This is a genomic window from Microbacterium sp. STRO-2N (assembly GCF_057747775.1).
Genome location: NZ_CM173223.1, coordinates 3,264,192 through 3,279,398, shown reverse-complemented (window position 1 = coordinate 3,279,398; position 15,207 = coordinate 3,264,192). Strand labels below are relative to the sequence as shown.

At 67.2% G+C, this 15,207-nt stretch carries 13 protein-coding genes; 8 read left to right on the top strand and 5 right to left on the bottom strand.

Going from position 1 to position 15,207, the window contains the following annotated elements:
* Window positions 1–5: 5 nt before the first annotated feature.
* Window positions 6–794 carry an SDR family NAD(P)-dependent oxidoreductase gene (locus AC3ANN_RS15115; RefSeq protein ID WP_488338208.1) on the top strand — a complete coding sequence of 263 codons (789 nt, stop codon included), beginning with the start codon at window positions 6–8 and terminating at the stop codon, window positions 792–794.
* Window positions 795–823: 29 nt separating this feature from the next.
* Window positions 824–2,008, top strand: a complete 1,185-nt coding sequence (locus tag AC3ANN_RS15110) for a glycoside hydrolase family 1 protein (protein WP_488338207.1) — start codon at window positions 824–826, stop codon at window positions 2,006–2,008.
* A gap of 52 nt (window positions 2,009–2,060) precedes the next feature.
* Here AC3ANN_RS15110 and AC3ANN_RS15105 read toward each other — a convergent pair whose 3' ends face one another.
* The 3 genes from AC3ANN_RS15105 to AC3ANN_RS15095 all read right to left on the bottom strand — a co-directional run bounded on the left by AC3ANN_RS15105 (window position 2,061) and on the right by AC3ANN_RS15095 (window position 7,692).
* Entirely contained in the window at window positions 2,061–3,821 is a 1,761-nt protein-coding gene (locus AC3ANN_RS15105) for a family 43 glycosylhydrolase (protein WP_488338206.1), read from the bottom strand.
* Between the two features lie 65 nt (window positions 3,822–3,886).
* Window positions 3,887–6,361: an alpha-L-rhamnosidase gene (locus tag AC3ANN_RS15100; RefSeq protein ID WP_488338205.1), complete on the bottom strand. Its 2,475-nt coding sequence runs from the start codon at window positions 6,359–6,361 to the stop codon at window positions 3,887–3,889.
* Complete coding sequence (locus AC3ANN_RS15095) at window positions 6,361–7,692, bottom strand: MFS transporter (RefSeq protein ID WP_488338204.1); 1,332 nt, start codon at window positions 7,690–7,692, stop codon at window positions 6,361–6,363. The genes AC3ANN_RS15100 and AC3ANN_RS15095 overlap by 1 nt, the downstream gene beginning before the upstream one ends.
* A gap of 115 nt (window positions 7,693–7,807) precedes the next feature.
* Here AC3ANN_RS15095 and AC3ANN_RS15090 point away from each other — a divergent pair, with 115 nt between their 5' ends.
* Window positions 7,808–8,209 (top strand): hypothetical protein, encoded by a 402-nt coding sequence (locus AC3ANN_RS15090; RefSeq protein ID WP_488340914.1) that lies wholly within the window; start codon window positions 7,808–7,810, stop codon window positions 8,207–8,209.
* On the opposite strand, the gene AC3ANN_RS15085 is transcribed toward AC3ANN_RS15090, so the two are convergent.
* Window positions 8,144–8,677, bottom strand: coding sequence for an amidohydrolase family protein (locus AC3ANN_RS15085; protein ID WP_488338203.1), 534 nt, complete (start codon window positions 8,675–8,677; stop codon window positions 8,144–8,146). The two genes, AC3ANN_RS15090 and AC3ANN_RS15085, sit on opposite strands and share 66 nt — an antisense overlap.
* 207 nt (window positions 8,678–8,884) lie before the next feature.
* The gene (locus tag AC3ANN_RS15080; RefSeq protein ID WP_488338202.1) at window positions 8,885–9,346 is read right to left on the bottom strand and encodes a GbsR/MarR family transcriptional regulator; all 462 of its coding nucleotides are present in this window, start codon (window positions 9,344–9,346) and stop codon (window positions 8,885–8,887) included.
* A gap of 35 nt (window positions 9,347–9,381) precedes the next feature.
* Between AC3ANN_RS15080 and AC3ANN_RS15075 the strand changes: the two genes are divergently transcribed.
* From AC3ANN_RS15075 to AC3ANN_RS15055, 5 genes are all read left to right on the top strand, one after another.
* On the top strand, window positions 9,382–10,299 hold the full coding sequence (locus tag AC3ANN_RS15075; RefSeq protein WP_488340846.1) for an ABC transporter ATP-binding protein: 918 nt from the start codon (window positions 9,382–9,384) through the stop codon (window positions 10,297–10,299).
* Between the two features lie 64 nt (window positions 10,300–10,363).
* The gene (locus tag AC3ANN_RS15070) at window positions 10,364–11,881 is read left to right on the top strand and encodes an ABC transporter permease (RefSeq protein ID WP_488338201.1); all 1,518 of its coding nucleotides are present in this window, start codon (window positions 10,364–10,366) and stop codon (window positions 11,879–11,881) included.
* 102 nt (window positions 11,882–11,983) lie between these two features.
* A complete protein-coding gene (locus AC3ANN_RS15065; RefSeq protein WP_488338200.1) occupies window positions 11,984–13,168 on the top strand; it encodes a sensor histidine kinase in 1,185 nt (394 codons plus the stop codon).
* Window positions 13,165–13,839, top strand: a complete 675-nt coding sequence (locus tag AC3ANN_RS15060; protein WP_488338199.1) for a response regulator — start codon at window positions 13,165–13,167, stop codon at window positions 13,837–13,839. Before AC3ANN_RS15065 ends, AC3ANN_RS15060 begins: the two co-directional genes overlap by 4 nt.
* A 58-nt stretch (window positions 13,840–13,897) precedes the next feature.
* Window positions 13,898–15,046: a hypothetical protein gene (locus AC3ANN_RS15055; RefSeq protein ID WP_488338198.1), complete on the top strand. Its 1,149-nt coding sequence runs from the start codon at window positions 13,898–13,900 to the stop codon at window positions 15,044–15,046.
* Window positions 15,047–15,207 lie beyond the last annotated feature (161 nt).

Below are 15,207 nucleotides of genomic sequence, written 5' to 3'. Positions count from 1 at the left end.
CCCGCATGCAGATCGCCGACAAGGTCTTCGTCGTCACCGGCGCCGGAAACGGAATGGGTCGCGAGGTCGCGCTCGAGCTCGTCCGAAAGGGCGCGCGGGTCGCCGCCGTCGACATGAGTGACGAGGCGCTCGCGCACACCGTCGCCCTGTCATCCGACCCGGCGCGGGTCAGCACCCACCGCGTAGATGTGACCGACGACGCCGCTGTCGCCGCGCTCCCCGCCGTCGTTGAGGCGACGCACGGTCAGATCGACGGGGTCGTCAACATCGCCGGCATCATCCACCGGTTCGTTCCGAGCGTGGAGCTGTCGCTCGACGAGATGCACCGCATCATGGACGTGAACTTCTGGGGCACTGTCACGATGTGCCGCGCGTTCCTTCCGGTGCTCCGCACTCGCCCTGCGGCATCGCTCACGAATATGTCGAGCCTGTCGGCCCTCGTGGCATTCGCCGGCCAAACCGTCTACGGCGCCAGCAAGGGCGCAGTGAAGCAGTACACCGAGGGGCTCTACCAGGAACTCGCCGGCGACCCGATCGAAGTGTCCGCGATCTTCCCCGGCAACATCGCGACCGAGATCAGCAAGAACTCCGGCGTGGCGATGATCGACAGCGGTGGTCGCCGTGTGCGCGCCACTACGCCACGCGACGCCGGCGTCCAGATCGTGCGGGGGATCGAGCGCGGCAGGTTCCGCATCCTGGTGGGTGCGGACGCGCGCATGCTGGACCGTCTGGTGCGCACGGCGCCGCGGTGGACGACGAACCTCATCGCACGGCAGATGAAATCGGTCCTCTGAACCACCCGATCCGAACGAGAGGCGATCACATGCGTCAGGAATTCCCGGCCGACTTCCTCTGGGGAGCCGCCACCGCGGCACACCAGGTCGAAGGCAACAATCTCAACAATGACTGGTGGCGCCTCGAGCAGGTCGCAGCAGACTACGGCGTGCAGCCCAGCGGAGACGCGCTCGACAGCTATCACCGCTTCCGCGAGGACATGCAGCTGCTGGCCGACGCGGGCATGAACGCCTACCGGTTCAGCATCGAGTGGTCGCGCATCGAGCCTCTCCCCGGTCGCTACTCGCGCGCGGAGCTCGCACACTACCGGCGGATGATCGACACGGCGCGCGAGCTCGGACTCGAGCCCGTCGTGACACTGCATCACTTCACACACCCGCTCTGGTTCGACGACCGCGGCGCGTGGCTCGGCGAGGGTGCCGTGGACGCGTTCGCGGCGTACGTCGAGCAGGCGTGCTCGGTCCTCGCCGACGTCCGCTGGATCGTCACGATCAACGAGCCGAACATGCTCTCGATCACGCACGGCGGGCAGCGCCAAGTCGCGATGGGGAACCCGTATCCGGAGCACGGGATGCCGGACCAGGAGATCGCCGACGTCCTCATCGCCGCCCACCGCGCGGTCGCGCCCATCGTGCGGCGACTGACCGGCGCGCACGTCGGCTGGACCGTCGCGAATCAAGCGCTGACGCCCACACCCGGTGCGGAGGACAAGTACGCCGAGGTGCAGTACCTGATCGAAGACAAGTTCCTCGAGGTCAGTCGCGAGGACGACTTCGTGGGCGTGCAGTCCTACACGAGCCAGCCGGTCGACGCGAACGGCATCGTCCCGCATCCGCCGGCCGACGACAACACCCTGATGGGCTGGGCCTACCGGCCGGATGCGCTCGGCATCGCTATCCGTCACACGCGCGACGTGGTCGGTTCCGGCATCCCCATTCTCGTCACCGAGAACGGGATCGCCACTGATGACGACGAGCGTCGCATCGCGTACACCTCGGTGGCGCTGCAGGATCTGCATGCCGCTGTCTCGGAGGGCATCGACGTGCGCGGGTACCTCCACTGGAGCCTGCTCGACAATTTCGAGTGGGGGCGCTGGGAGCCCACGTTCGGCCTCGCCCGGGTCGACCGCGGCACCTTCGAACGGCGGCCCAAGCCGAGCCTCGCCTGGCTGGGCGGGATCGCGCGACGGAACGCGCTGAACCCGATGTGTTGAGAACGCCGAGTGCGCGTCGCACTCGGGCGCTCTCAACACGCGCCGGCCGGGTTCACTGCGAGGGGTTCGCGATGGGAACCGGCTGTCCGGTGGTCACGCCGCCGGGGCCGAAGGCGTCCACGGCAACCCAGTACGCGTGGCCGGCGTTGAGCGTCGACACAGTGAGTTCTTCGTCGGCCCAGACCTGCCATGAGTGGTAGAGCCGGTCCGGTCGCAGACCGTACCGCACGTTGTAGCCGTCGGCTCCCGCGCTCGCGTCCCAGCGGACGTGCGCGTCGAGCGGCCCCATCCGATGTGCGATTGGCGTGACCGCGGACGGTGCGGGGACATCGTCGAGGCCGAAAACGCGAACGCCGCTGACTGCGAGCGGGGCATTCCAAGGCGACGACACGCCGGTCACTCGCACGTGACGCAGCATTCGGGGCTCCGGCAGCACCACCAGACGGTGAGGCGCATCCGCCCGGTCGACTCTGCCATCGTGCAGCACGCTCCAGTACCGGCCGTCCGTCGAGCCCTCCAGTATGTAGCGCACGGGGTGGTCCTGAGGGTGAACGGCACGGAGGGCGACCGGCTGGTAGTCGGGGTCGCGGAGTTTCGTGCGCGGCTTGACCGCGGCGATGCGGTGATCGGCGACGTTCACCTGCACTGCGGACACAGACCGCGCGTGGCCCATGTCGATGGTCAAAGCCTCGCCGTCCCGTGAGCTCCCCGCCACCCACCACGTCCGGATGTCCTCGTCTACCGCCAACTCGGGTCCATGACCGGGAGCGGAGGATGTGGCACTCGCTTCGGCACGAAACGACTGCAGCATCCAACCGGCGCCGACTTCCGTCCATGGGTCGACCCGCCGAGTCGGCACGATCATCGGAAAGTCGCCGAAATTCTGATTGCAAAAGAGCACGCCATCGTCATCGAAGCCGGCAGGGAAGATGCCGATGCGTCGCTCGAAGCGATGGTTGACGGAGATGCGCATCGTGGCGGCGTGCCACCAATTGCCATACGCATCCTGGAAAGTGCTCCCGTGGCCCGCGCCAGTGATGAACCCGCCGGGCTTGGACGAGAACGGGCTGTGAGCCGAGTATTCGAACGGCCCGAGCGGGGACGTGGCCGTGTAGTACCCATCGGCGTAGACGTTGTACTCCGTGCCGGGACCGGCGTACTGCAGGTAGTACCTGCCGTCGTGTTTCGTCATCCATGCGCCCTCGATATACGGCGCCTCACTGTGTGTGCCGAACAGCCGGGCCAGGAGCTTCTCGCGGATGGTGGCGGGCGGGGTCATACGATTCGATTCGCCGTTGCGCTCCCACCCGTGGGTGCGGGGCTCGCCGCCGAGCAACGCGACTCCCTCCCCGGCGGGGGCCAGCGACCCCGGGTCCACCAAGATCCCCCGCACGGGTTCGCTGTTGGAGCAACCCCAGTAGAGGTAGGTGCGGGAGTCCTCGTCCTGGAACACGTTGGGGTCCCAATACGCAAAGGTGCTCGTGTTCACCTGCTGGAAGCCGTCCTTGAGGGGGTCAGTCGACCGGAACACCGGCCCTCCGGGCTTGCGTCGGGATGCCGTGACCACGAGCGCTCCGTCCACTTCGCGGACATCGGGCGCGTAGTCACCGGCCGGCAGCGTGGGGGTGGCGACGAACTCCCAGCGGACCATATCCGCCGAATGCCAGAAACCGCCGCTCACCGATGCGAACAGATAGAAGCGATCCCGATATCGCACCACGGAAGGATCGGCTGCTTCTCTGTAGACAGTTCGCAGCGGGCCACGGCCGAAGTCTTGATACCGATAGGCGAGGTCGATCGGATTGCAGATCACACCGGGCTCGGTCGTCGGATTCTGCGCAGTCGGCTCGCTGGGCGCCGGGACGCCGGGGGGTGTGGTCACAGCGCCTCCAGCGCTTCGTGGAGATCCTGCTCGAGAGCAGGAGTCGTGAGCGGGATCATCGGCAGAAGAGTACGCAGGGTGATGCTCGCCGCTTCCGGAGCAGCTCCGTCGATCGGGAACGGCAAGTGTTTTCTGAATACGCGCGTGAGGGATCTCCATGCGGCCGGGTCATCGGCGATCGTCTTCAGCGGCGTGTCGAACGTGTAGCGCTCGCGACGTTCGTCTCCTACGATGTCGTAGACCCATGAGTGAGTGCCGCCGCCGACCGTCTCTCGTGCCGCATCCGGGTGGAGCGGGAGAATCACCTCGGCCGAAGTCCCTTCGGGCACTATCGCGTCGAGCGTCATTTGACCGCCGTCGAGTCGCCACGCGACCTCCACACGCCCGTGAACAGTGTCGTGCACGATGCGCGCACGCCTGAGCCCACCGCCAGGCTGCGGGGCTATCCGTATCCGTGAGTAGCCGGCGTCGATCGCCTCGAGCCCGCCGATCACACGGTGCATCCAGTGCGCGATCGCCCCGAGCGCGTAGTGGTTCAGCGAAGTCATTCCGGTGGAGTTGAGCGTCCCGTCCGGGCGGATCGCGTCCCAGCGTTCCCAGATCGTGGTCGCACCCATCGTCACCGGGTACAGGAACGACGGGCACTCCTGCTCCATCAGCAGCAGGTACGCCGTGTCGAGGTGGCCGGTGTCAGACAGAGCATGCGCGACGAGAGGCGTGCCGGCGAATCCTGTCGACACGGTGTACCCCGCCTTGGCCACCAGTTCCGCAAGACGCCGCCCGGCGGTCGGCCGCTGATCCTCGTCGAGCAGGTCGAAGCAGATCGCGAGGGCGTAGGCGGTCGCCGACTCGCTCACCAGTCGCCCGGAGGGTGCGACATACTCCCACCTGAACGCCGCGCGGACGCGCTCGGCAAGCGCCGCGTATCGTTCGGCGTCCTGCGGGAGGTCCAGGACGCGGGCGGCGGCAGCCATCTCGGTCGCCGTCTTCACCAGGTAGGCGGTTGCGACGAGATGGCGGTCGGTCTTGCCGCCACTCGCGTCGTCGGCAGGGGCGTCGGGGTCGAGCCAGTCCCCGAACTGATATCCCGAACCCCACAGGCCGTTCGGGTCTAGGAGCCCCTGCACCTGGTCCACGAATGCCGTCATGGAGTGGTAGCTCCGGCGCAGGATCTCGGGATCGCCGTACTCCCGGTACAACGCCCACGGGAGCCCCACGGCGACGTCGCTCCACAGTGCTGTCGGGGCCGACGGTGTACTGAGGACATCCGGCACCACCCACGGAACGAACCCCTTCTCGCTCTGTTCCGCTGCCAGGTCACGGAGCCATGAGCCGAGAACCCCTCGCACGTCGTAGAGGAAGGCCGCGGTGGGCGTGAATGCATGCAGGTCCCCGGTCCACCCGAGTCGCTCATCGCGTTGAGGACAGTCTGTAGGGACACCCACGAAGTTCCCACGCATCGACCACACGACATTCTCGTGTAGCCGGTTCAGCAGCGGATCGGACGACTCGAACCACCCGGTCCGTGTCATCTCGCTGTGGACGACGACCGCGGTCAGGTTGTCGGGCGAAAGCTCGCCCGGCCACCCGTCGACCTCGACGTAGCGGAACCCGTGGAATGTGAATCGAGGCTCCCAGGTCTCCAGGCCGTCGCCTCGGAGGATGTAGCGGTCCGTCGACTTCGCCGTCCGGAGCGTCTCGGGCTCGAGCTCACCGGCGGGCGTGAGCGTCTCGGCGTGACGCAAGGTGATCGTCTCGCCGCTTCGCCCCGAGACAGTGAGGCGGACCCACCCCGTGAGCACCTGACCGAAGTCGACGATGCTCTTCCCGGTCGTGGTCGTCGAGATCGACACCGGATGCAGTTCCTCGATCCGGCGGATGGGCGGCGCGACGTCGTGCTCGAGCGTGTTGAGGTCCCACTCGAACGCGACGGCGTTCTGCCAGCCTGAGTCGTCGAAGTCGGGGGTGCTCCAGCCGTGCGGTTCGAGACGAGCATCGTACATCTCACCGTCGTAGATGCCACCCGCGCGTACAGCCCCCGTATCGATGCGGAACTGAGGATCTGTGCCGATCCTCTCGACGTGCGTGCCGTAGTCGAGTTCAAGCTCCAGGTAGAGGGCGGGGCGATCGCTGTAGTGGTGCCGTTTACCCTCGTAACCGATGCGGCCCACGGCCCAGCCCTCGCCCACGATCGCTCCGATGGCGTTCTGGCCCGGCGTGATGACCGCGGTGACGTCGTGCGTTCGCACCGAGACGCGGTGCCGGTATGAGGTCCAGCCGGGAGCCAGTACTTCGTCGCCGATTCGGCACCCGTTGAGGAAGGGCTCGACGATGCCGAGCGCAGTCACGCGCAGTGTGGCGGTGCGCAGTCCTGGCCCGACGTCGAAGCTCCGCCTGAAGTAGGGGAGGGGAGCGCCGTCCTCGTAGGGGGTGTCCGACGCGATGAATCCGTATGTCGGCTCGATAGGCATCAGCGTGCCCCTCTCACGCGGGAAGCGGTGATGGCAGCGCCGAGCGCGATCGCACCGCCCGACACGAAGAGTGCTGTGTAGTTCGCGCCGCCGGAACCGACTGCGAGGACGAGGGGGGCGACGATGGGTCCGACGGCGGACGCCAGGCTGCCGGAGAGGAAGTAGATCGACATCCACTTGCCGCCTTCCTTCTCGTTGGGCAGCACGTCGGCGGCCAGGGCGAGGTCGACGGAGTTGAAGGCGCCGGTGCCAGCCGCCAGGAGGGTACCGCCGATCGCGTAGACGAGGAAGTCCGGCGCGAAGCCGGCGATGATAGCCCCCGCGGCCACCAAGCTCGACGCGACATAGAGGAAGGGCTTCCGTCGTCCCAGCTTGTCGGAGAGCCACCCGCCGGCGATGGTGAACAGCATCGTCGCGAGAAGGCTGATGCCACCCACGACAGCCAGCTGCCTGCCGGCCGTCTCAGCGGTAAAGCCCAGTCGGTCGATGAGGAAGTAGAGCTGGAACGTGGAGAAGAATGCGATCCCGATATTCAGGAAGAGCTTGCCGATCCACACCCACGAGAAGTCCGGGTACTTCAACGGATTGAAGACGAGCGCCCGCAGAGCCGCCCATACCGAAGTCTTGGCGATCGTCGGCGGCGCGGGCGCGTCCGGCATGACGAACAGCCACAGCACCACGCCCACAGCGAAGACGGCGACGGGCACGAGGAAGAGGAGAAGCAGGTTGCCGGTGAGGAAGCTGCCGACAAGGGTGGCGCTCACACCGGCGATCGACGTTGCGACTCCGCCGAGGGCACCGAGCTTGCCGCGCTGAGCGGGCGGCACGTACTCGGGCAAGGTCGGATTCAGGGCCGCGCTGATCGAGCTGGTCGCGGCCTGGGCCACCAGCCAACCGACGAGGATCATCGGGATGTTCGGCGACACGGCGATCCATACCGCGCTCAATGCCGCGAGGACGAGTCCCGTGACCAAGAAGGGTCGCCGTCGCCCCCATCGCATGCGTGTGCCGTCGCTCAGCACACCGAAGACGGGACCCAGCAGCAGGCTCACCAGCGAGCCCACGCCAACGATCACGCCCAGGTGTGCCTCCTTACCCGCCTCATCGATCAATGCGATTTTGTAAGCGAGGCTGAACAGCGACGGCATGAACAGCACGAGGTAGAAACCGAAGTACGTGAACCCGTAGACAGCGATGAACCCCGCCCCGACCCGGGGAAGATCGAGTGTGGCGGTCTCGCCGGGTCCCACCACGGGGGCGGCCGTCTGCTGGGCGGCCTGGCTACTCGGATCGAGAGTCGGCGGGACTTCGGGTGTCGGCCGGCGCTTCATGAGGTCTCCTTTCGCCCGACGATGGGCGCTTTCACGAACGATTCGTTGTTCGGAGCGAACACACGAAGGTGTTTTGACTCGTGCCAAAACAACCACACGATTTGACTCGTGTCAAATGTCGTTCTCGACATCGGCTCACGCACTGGTGAGTGCCGGTTTCGACGCATTACACGGACGGTTCCCTCGGTCAATTTGCGCGCGCCGCATGGAGCGCCGGGGGGCGGTCGCCGTGCGCGAGCGGATACTCGCTGGGCCGTTGTTCGACGATGCGGCCGTTCGCCATGGTGACGATCCGGCCACCTCATTGCTCGGGGAGCGCCCCATGATCCTCCTCGAGTCGATGTGCGAAACCAACCCTAGGATGAAACTGGAACGCTTGCTACATTTTTACCTCGCCGCCATGGGTCGTGACGGCGTCGGCGAGACCATGAGGTACGGGGTATCGCACACGTCATCGCCGATCGATGGCACGTTCACCGGCGGCTCGCCAGGGGATCGGATGGTGACGTACCACTGAAGCGGGAAGGCCGGATCGATCTGCTCGCTCTCGACGACGCACACGCCGACACCCTCGGATGCGCCGACCTCGCGGACGAACCACTCCGAGCCCCTGGTTGAGTGAGCGGACATGGAATGTGACGGAGCCCGCATCCGGAACGTGTTCGACTCGCAGGATCACTCCGCCGTCGTGACCGGCGACCAGCGCGGTATCGAGGTCGTCGGACGAGGGCGCGGGTTTCACGCCGTCCAGCAGCGCCATCGCCCCTTCGTGCAGCACGCCGGTGGGGCTTCCGCTTCGGTCCCGCTCGATCCGTCCACCGATCGGAGCCGGGGTGCTGTGCGTGATCCCCGCTCGCTCCAGCGCCGCGGTGCTGACCCGTGCGGCGTGCTCGTCGCGCACCACGAGCGCGGTGGGACGGTTTCCGCAGACGGCGTCCAGCAGCTCTTTGCGGGGACCGCCGTCGGGGCCGATGTCCCGAGACATCACAGCGAGGCTCGGTGCCGGAGACGATGAACCACTCGGCGGGGTGGTGTCATTTCGCAAGGATTGTGGTCCGACGCGTTCGCTTCATCGTGTTGGGGGCCCGGGGCTGCTGGAGCGTGTGAGTCAACGCCTACCGCGTCCGGGCAGGCTTTACGCGATCGGCGCAGCCTTGGGTGTCGCTAGGCCGACGAACCCTGCCCCGCGACCTCAGCGCTGTTGTGACTCGTGCCAGCGATCCATCAATCGAGGAAGCTCGACGCGCAGGAACTCGAAGAACCTGCGGGTCTCCTCGAACCGTCTTCCGGCCTCAGTATCGGTTCCGAGCAGCCGTGCGCCGGCTGCAGACGCGTCCTGCCATCGCGCGAGATTTGCGTCGTTGCCGGTGACTGCGCGGAACCACGTGTCTTCCTGGACCCGGTAGTAGTCCCGTCGATCCCCTGGCACACGCTCGCGGGTGACAAGCCCGGCCTGAAGGAGGGCCTTGATCCCGCCCGAGATGGCGGGCGCGCCTACACCGAGACCCTGGGAAAGTTGAGCGGCGGTGCTGCGGCCGTCCTCGGCTGCCATCAGATACGCGAACACTCGGGCCATCATGCGCGGCCATCCGGACAACGCAAGGGCTTCGGCATACCGCTCGATAAAGTCGGCGACTTCTTCAGCATCAGGCATTGGAGTTCTAAACTTTCACAAAATTCGTGAATGAGATGTACGCTGTGCGCGTGAACAACATTATCTCGATGTCGTCGGTCACGAAGTCGTTCGGCCGCAACCGTGCGCTGGATGGTCTCGAGCTTCAGGTCGCCCCAGGCGAGGTGCACGGCTTCCTCGGACCCAACGGTGCGGGGAAGACCACCACGATTCGCGTGCTCCTGGGTCTGCTTCGCGCCGATGGTGGCCAGGCGAAGATTCTGGGGCTGGATCCCTGGACGCATGCGACCGAAGTGCACCGCAAACTCGCGTACGTTCCCGGAGATGTGGCCCTATGGCCCAGCCTCACGGGAGGCGAGATCATCGACGTCGTCGGCAGGTTCCGCGGCGGATTCGATCATCGGCGCCGCGACGAGCTCATCGAACGCTTCAATCTGGACCCGAGCAAGAGGGCCCGCACGTACTCCAAAGGAAACCGTCAGAAGGTCGGGTTGATCGCTGCCCTGGCCGCCGACACGGAACTGCTCATCCTGGACGAGCCGACCTCCGGTCTGGACCCGCTCATGGAGGCCGTCTTCAAGGACGCGATCGCGGAGGAGAAGCTCGCGGGACGGACGGTGTTCCTGTCCAGCCACATTCTCTCCGAGGTAGAAGAACTGTGCGACCGGATCAGCATCATCCGAGCCGGCCGAATCGTGGAAGCCGGTTCGATGTCGGAGCTCCGACACCTCGCGTCGACCTCGATCACCGCGACTCTCGACACGGTGCCGGCTCATCTCAGCCAGCTTCCGGGGGTCACCTCTGTAGAGGTCGACGGGCATCACGTCCGCCTGAAGGTCGATTCCTTCGACACGGTTCTCGGCGAACTCCAAACCGCCGGGATCCGCGCCATCACAGTGTCGCCACCAACCCTGGAAGAACTGTTCATGCGCTTCTACGACAGCGCTCCGGCCGCGATGCGGAGTGGGCGCTGAGATGAACGCGTTGACCGGTCTGGCCCCATTCGTCCGCCTTATCGTCCGCCGCGACCGTCTGCGGTTGACGATTTGGTATGGCCTCGCGATCGTCCTCGCCGTCGGTGTCGCGGCCTCCATCGGCGCGACCTATCCGACCGGCCCAGCACGGGCCGAGTACGCCCACGAGATCAACAGCTCGCCCGCCGAGCTCTTCATGATCGGCCGGATCAACGCGAACACAGTCGCGGCGCTCGCCGCCTGGCGTGTCCAGGGCCTGGTCTCGCTCATCCTCGGGATCGCCAGCGCCTTCACCGTGATCCGCCACACCCGGACTGCGGAGGACGACGGCTACCGGGAATTCCTCGGCGGTGTCGGCCTCGGACGCAGCACCCCACTCGCAGGGTCCTCGATCGTCGCGGTGACCGCCAGCCTCATCACCGCCGGTGTGATCGCCATTGCATATACCGCGATGGGATTCCCTCTCGCGGGTTCGGTGCTCACCGGCGCGCAGTTCTTCTTGGCCGGCGCTTTCATGACCGCGGTGGGCGGGGTCGCCGCGATGCTGGCCGCCACGTCCCGTGGAGCGACCTCACTCGCGGTCGTCGTGATGTCGATCTTCTACGCCATCCGCGGGATTGCGGACGCCGCGCCCATGCCCGGATTGGCATGGGCAAGCCCTTTCGGCCAGCTGAGCTGGGTGCGACCGTACGCGGCCGATGACGGTTGGCCCCTCCTCCTGGTCACCGCCTTCACCGCAGTGGTCTTCGGGATGGCGATGCGGTTCAGCGCCCGCGACATCGGCGCGGGCCTGCTGCCAGAGCGGAGCGGCCGCACCCACGCACCCGGCACCCTTCGCGGCGCCATGACCCTCGCTCTGCGGCTCAATCGCGGGAGCTTCATCGCGTGGGCGCTTGCGCTGTTCGCATTCGGCGCGCTGATCGCCGCACTTGCCGATAGCACCTCGCGCCAACTGAAAGACAGCGGTACGCTCGGCGGCCTCGCGGATGGCCCCGAGCCAGCTCTCGCATTCATGGCCTTGATCGTCTACGTCTTCGCTCAAGTGGTGACGCTGTTCGGCATCCAGGCCATCATCCGACTGCGTCAGGAAGAGATCAGCGGCCGCGCCGATATGGTGCTCGCCGCTCCTGTATCCCGCGTTCGATGGGCCGGAGGCGCCCTGCTCGCTGCCCTCGCGGGGACCGCCTTCATCCAGCTTTCTTTCGGCCTCGGACTCGGATTGACGTACGCCGCCTCGACGAACACCCCTGAACAGCTTCCCGCCCTCATCGCTGCCACGCTCGTCAAGCTCCCGGCCATCTGGCTGCTTATCGGAGTGGCTGCCCTGCTGTATGCATTCGCTCCGCGGATCGCCGCCGTCGTCACGTATACCGTCCTCGGCGTGCTGTTCCTCCTCGAGCTTCTCGTCGAGCTGGGCTATCTCGACAGCGCGGTGCTGGGCATCTCGCCGTACACACTGGTTCCGTCACTGCCGGAAGGGCCCGTGGACTTGTTCGCCATGTTCGTCGTCGTCGCGATCACCGTGGTGCTCGTCGCTGCCGCGGCCGTCGGACTGCGTCAACGTGACCTCTCTCGAGCCTAGATCCGGGGCTCTTCACGCGTCTGCGGGCGCATCCGGGGGAGGGTAACGCGCTCGCCCTTGTGGGTGAGGCGACGATGGTGCAGTGCACGAGAGACTGGGTTTGTGAGTAGTTCAGGGCGGGACGGCCGCGCTCTCTCGGGTGCGTCTGCGCGCGGCTGGGTGGCGCCCCTTATCGCGGCGGCACTGCTGTGCGCGCTGGCGTTGCCGTTGACGATCGTCCTGCTCGTTCAGGTCGTGGCCCCTGACCACGGCGTCGCCCTCGCCCTGCGTGTCGGCATCCTCGCGGTGGTCCTCCACGCCGCGGGGTTCTTGTGCGCGCGATTTCCACGCACGGCGTTCGTGATCGGCGCTCTCGCGATGTTGGCCCTCGCTGGGGTGGGCACCGGAGGAATGGCCAGCGCAGCGCTCGTGCCATCGGCGGCGGTGTTCGTGCTGCTGGAATGGCAGGTCGCCTCGACCCAGGCGAAGACGACCGCCATAGCGGCCCTCGTCGTCGGCGTCACGGGTGCAGGCATCATCTCCATCTCCGACGCTCTGACAAGCGCCTCTCCGCAGCCGCTCACAATCGCCTTCGAGGGTATTGCGCTCGCATCCGTCGTAGCGGGCGGCTGGTTGCTCGGTCGCGATGCCCGCCGCCGGCGCGCGGCCGCGGCGGCGTGGGTCCGGCAGCAGGTGGACGGCGCCCTCGCCGCCGAACGCGCGCGCATCGGCCGCGACCTGCACGACGTCGTCTCGCACGGACTCACCGTGATGATCGCTCAGGCCGAGGCGGCCAAGGTGCTTCCGCCGGGACCGCCGCAGTCCGCGGCGCTCGAGCGCGTGGCGGAGACCGGACGATCCGCGATGCAAGGACTGCGCGGGATGCTCCGGTTGCTCGATGCGCCGCCGGAGCTCGCCCCGATGACCGGTCTCCGGGGCATCGCTGCGCTCGCTGAGGGCGCTATCTCGCCCGCTCACCACATTTCGTTCCGTGAGATCGGGCAACCCCGTGCGCTCGCGCCGGACGGCGAGGTCGCGCTCTTCCGCGCCACGCAGGAGGCGGTGACCAACGTGGTGCGCCACGTGGAGCCGCCGCTCAGCGCAGCCATCGTGCTGGACTGGCGCGATGACACGGTCGTCTTGACCGTCACGGATGACGGCGGAGTGGGCCTTCGTGATTCGGGTGCGACGGGGACGGGTCTCGTCGGCATGGCGGAGCGCGTGCGCCACGCGGGTGGAACTCTGGACGTCGAGAGAGGGCGGGGATGGATCATCCGGGTGATGTTGCCGCTGAAAGACCTGTCGTGACCCGACCGATACGGATTCTGCTCGCCGACGACCAGGAGCTGTTGCGGGACGCGCTCGCGACGGTTCTCGGCGCCGAGCAGGACATCGATGTGGTGGCGACCGCCGGCGACGGCGCTGCGGTGGTTTCCGAGGTGCGGGCGCACGAGGTCGATGTGGTGCTGATGGACATCCGGATGCCGGGGATGGACGGCATCCGCGCCACCGTCGAGGTGGTCCGAGCAAGGCCACGCACCCGCGTGCTGGTCCTGACGACCTTCGACATCGACGAGTACGTCTTCGCCGCAATCCGGGCGGGCGCAAGCGGATTCCTCACCAAGGACGCACGACCGGCCGCCCTCACCGCGGCGATCCGCAGCGTCGCAGCCGGGGATGCCGTGGTCTCGCCGCGCGCGACCGCGGCACTGCTCGCTCACATGCGGCTCCGAGCCGGCATCGCTGCCGGTTCAGCAGCGCTGGATGCGCTCAGCCCTCGGGAACGTGACGTGATGCGACACCTCGCACGCGGCGCGTCCAACGCCGAGATCGGGAGGGACCTCTACCTCACGGAGAACACCGTGAAGACCCATGTCAAGGCGATCCTCGCGAAGCTCGACCTCGCCGACCGGGTGCAGGTCGTCATCTGGGCGTACGAGCACGGCATCGTGGTGCCCGGATCTCACCCCACCGGGTGAGCGTGCCCCACCCGTGCGGGTGAGGCGTCCGCAGGTCGATGCGAGGGAGCCTCGTTTCATGACCATCACCACCGGTGCCGTTGCACCGCTCCACACCGCTCGCAGCATCCGTCCGCTGGCCTGGGCGGGTTCCGGGATCGCGACCGCCGTGCTCGCCGCCGGCCTCGTCTGGCTCGTCGCACCGCAGGCAGGCCCGTACGGCGCGGGAGGCACCTTCCTCGGGAGCTGGCTGAGCGAGGAGACAGCTCCGCTCGCCGCCGCCGGGATTCAGGTGGCGGCAGCCGCGATCACTCTCGTCACGGGCATGCTTCTCCTAGCTGGTCGGATGGGCAGCGGTGTGGTCGCGCCGGTCGTCGTCCTGGCGGCGGTCGGGGTCACTGCGGTCGCTTTGCTCGGCTTCGACGGCATCGTCATCGCCGGTTATACCCTCGCATTCTTCGTACCGATCGCCGTCGTTCTGCTCGTACCGCTCCTGGCTCGACGGCGACCGGGCGTCGCGGTGCTCCTTACCGCCGCGGTCGCTGCGCTCGTCGTGCTGGAACTGGCAGGTGCGTTCCAGCTCCTGTCGTTCTACACGCGATACGCGCAGGTCCTGGCGGCCGATCCACTACGCTTCGCAACGTCCCTCGCTCTCACCGCATTCGTGGGTGTGTGGACGCTGTGGTCGGTAGGCATGATCACGCGGCGCGCCACGCGAGCAGGAGCATTCGTCGAGCGCCACCGCGTCGCGTTTACTGTCGCCGCCGCTGCAATGGCGCTGCCGTACGCTATCGCTCGCGCATCGTGGCTGACCCCGTGGCCGCTCTTCGGTGGCAGTCGTGAGATCTTCACGGCGAGTCCCGACATCCGTGTCGTCGGCCTCATGCTGGGAGCCGCAATGCTCGCCGGCGCCGTGCTCACCCTGGGACTCGTGCTTCCGTGGGGAGAGCGCGTGCCGCGGTGGGTTCCCCGGATCGGCGGTTGCGCGGTTCCCGTGCCGCTGGTCGCCGTCCCAGCCGTGACGGTCGCCGCGCTGTTCACTGCGGGCGGCGTGCAGTCCCTGACTCTTGCGCTGACGGGGGCCACCCCGGGCGGCACAGCGCTGATGCTCCCCTTCTGGGCGTGGGGTCCACTGCTCGGCCTCGCGACCTGGGGCTACGTTCGCCACAGAGCCGCGCGAGATGTGACGTCGCAACCCAGCCCGTACACGCCTGGAGTCGACGCCTGACCGCCGAGCAGCGCCACGTACGGTCATTCGTCGCGTGGCGCGACCGTGTTCCAGAGCCATCGAAGGCGATGCTGTCAGCGAAAGCGGTCGGCTCGACGGCGAGCTGCCGTCCACGTGCATCCCCAAGCGCAGGCGTTCTCATAGACCGTGTCCTCGACGGG

Coding starts and splice junctions, on each gene's coding strand:
- AC3ANN_RS15080 (WP_488338202.1), bottom strand. CDS start 9,346: ATGCCTGATGCTGAAGAAGTCGCCGACTTTATCGAGCGGTATGCCGAA.
- AC3ANN_RS15110 (WP_488338207.1), top strand. CDS start 824: ATGCGTCAGGAATTCCCGGCCGACTTCCTCTGGGGAGCCGCCACCGCG.
- AC3ANN_RS15055 (WP_488338198.1), top strand. CDS start 13,898: ATGACCATCACCACCGGTGCCGTTGCACCGCTCCACACCGCTCGCAGC.
- AC3ANN_RS15085 (WP_488338203.1), bottom strand. CDS start 8,677: ATGTCTCGGGACATCGGCCCCGACGGCGGTCCCCGCAAAGAGCTGCTG.
- AC3ANN_RS15115 (WP_488338208.1), top strand. CDS start 6: ATGCAGATCGCCGACAAGGTCTTCGTCGTCACCGGCGCCGGAAACGGA.
- AC3ANN_RS15095 (WP_488338204.1), bottom strand. CDS start 7,692: ATGAAGCGCCGGCCGACACCCGAAGTCCCGCCGACTCTCGATCCGAGT.
- AC3ANN_RS15075 (WP_488340846.1), top strand. CDS start 9,382: ATGTACGCTGTGCGCGTGAACAACATTATCTCGATGTCGTCGGTCACG.
- AC3ANN_RS15090 (WP_488340914.1), top strand. CDS start 7,808: ATGTCGTTCTCGACATCGGCTCACGCACTGGTGAGTGCCGGTTTCGAC.
- AC3ANN_RS15100 (WP_488338205.1), bottom strand. CDS start 6,361: ATGCCTATCGAGCCGACATACGGATTCATCGCGTCGGACACCCCCTAC.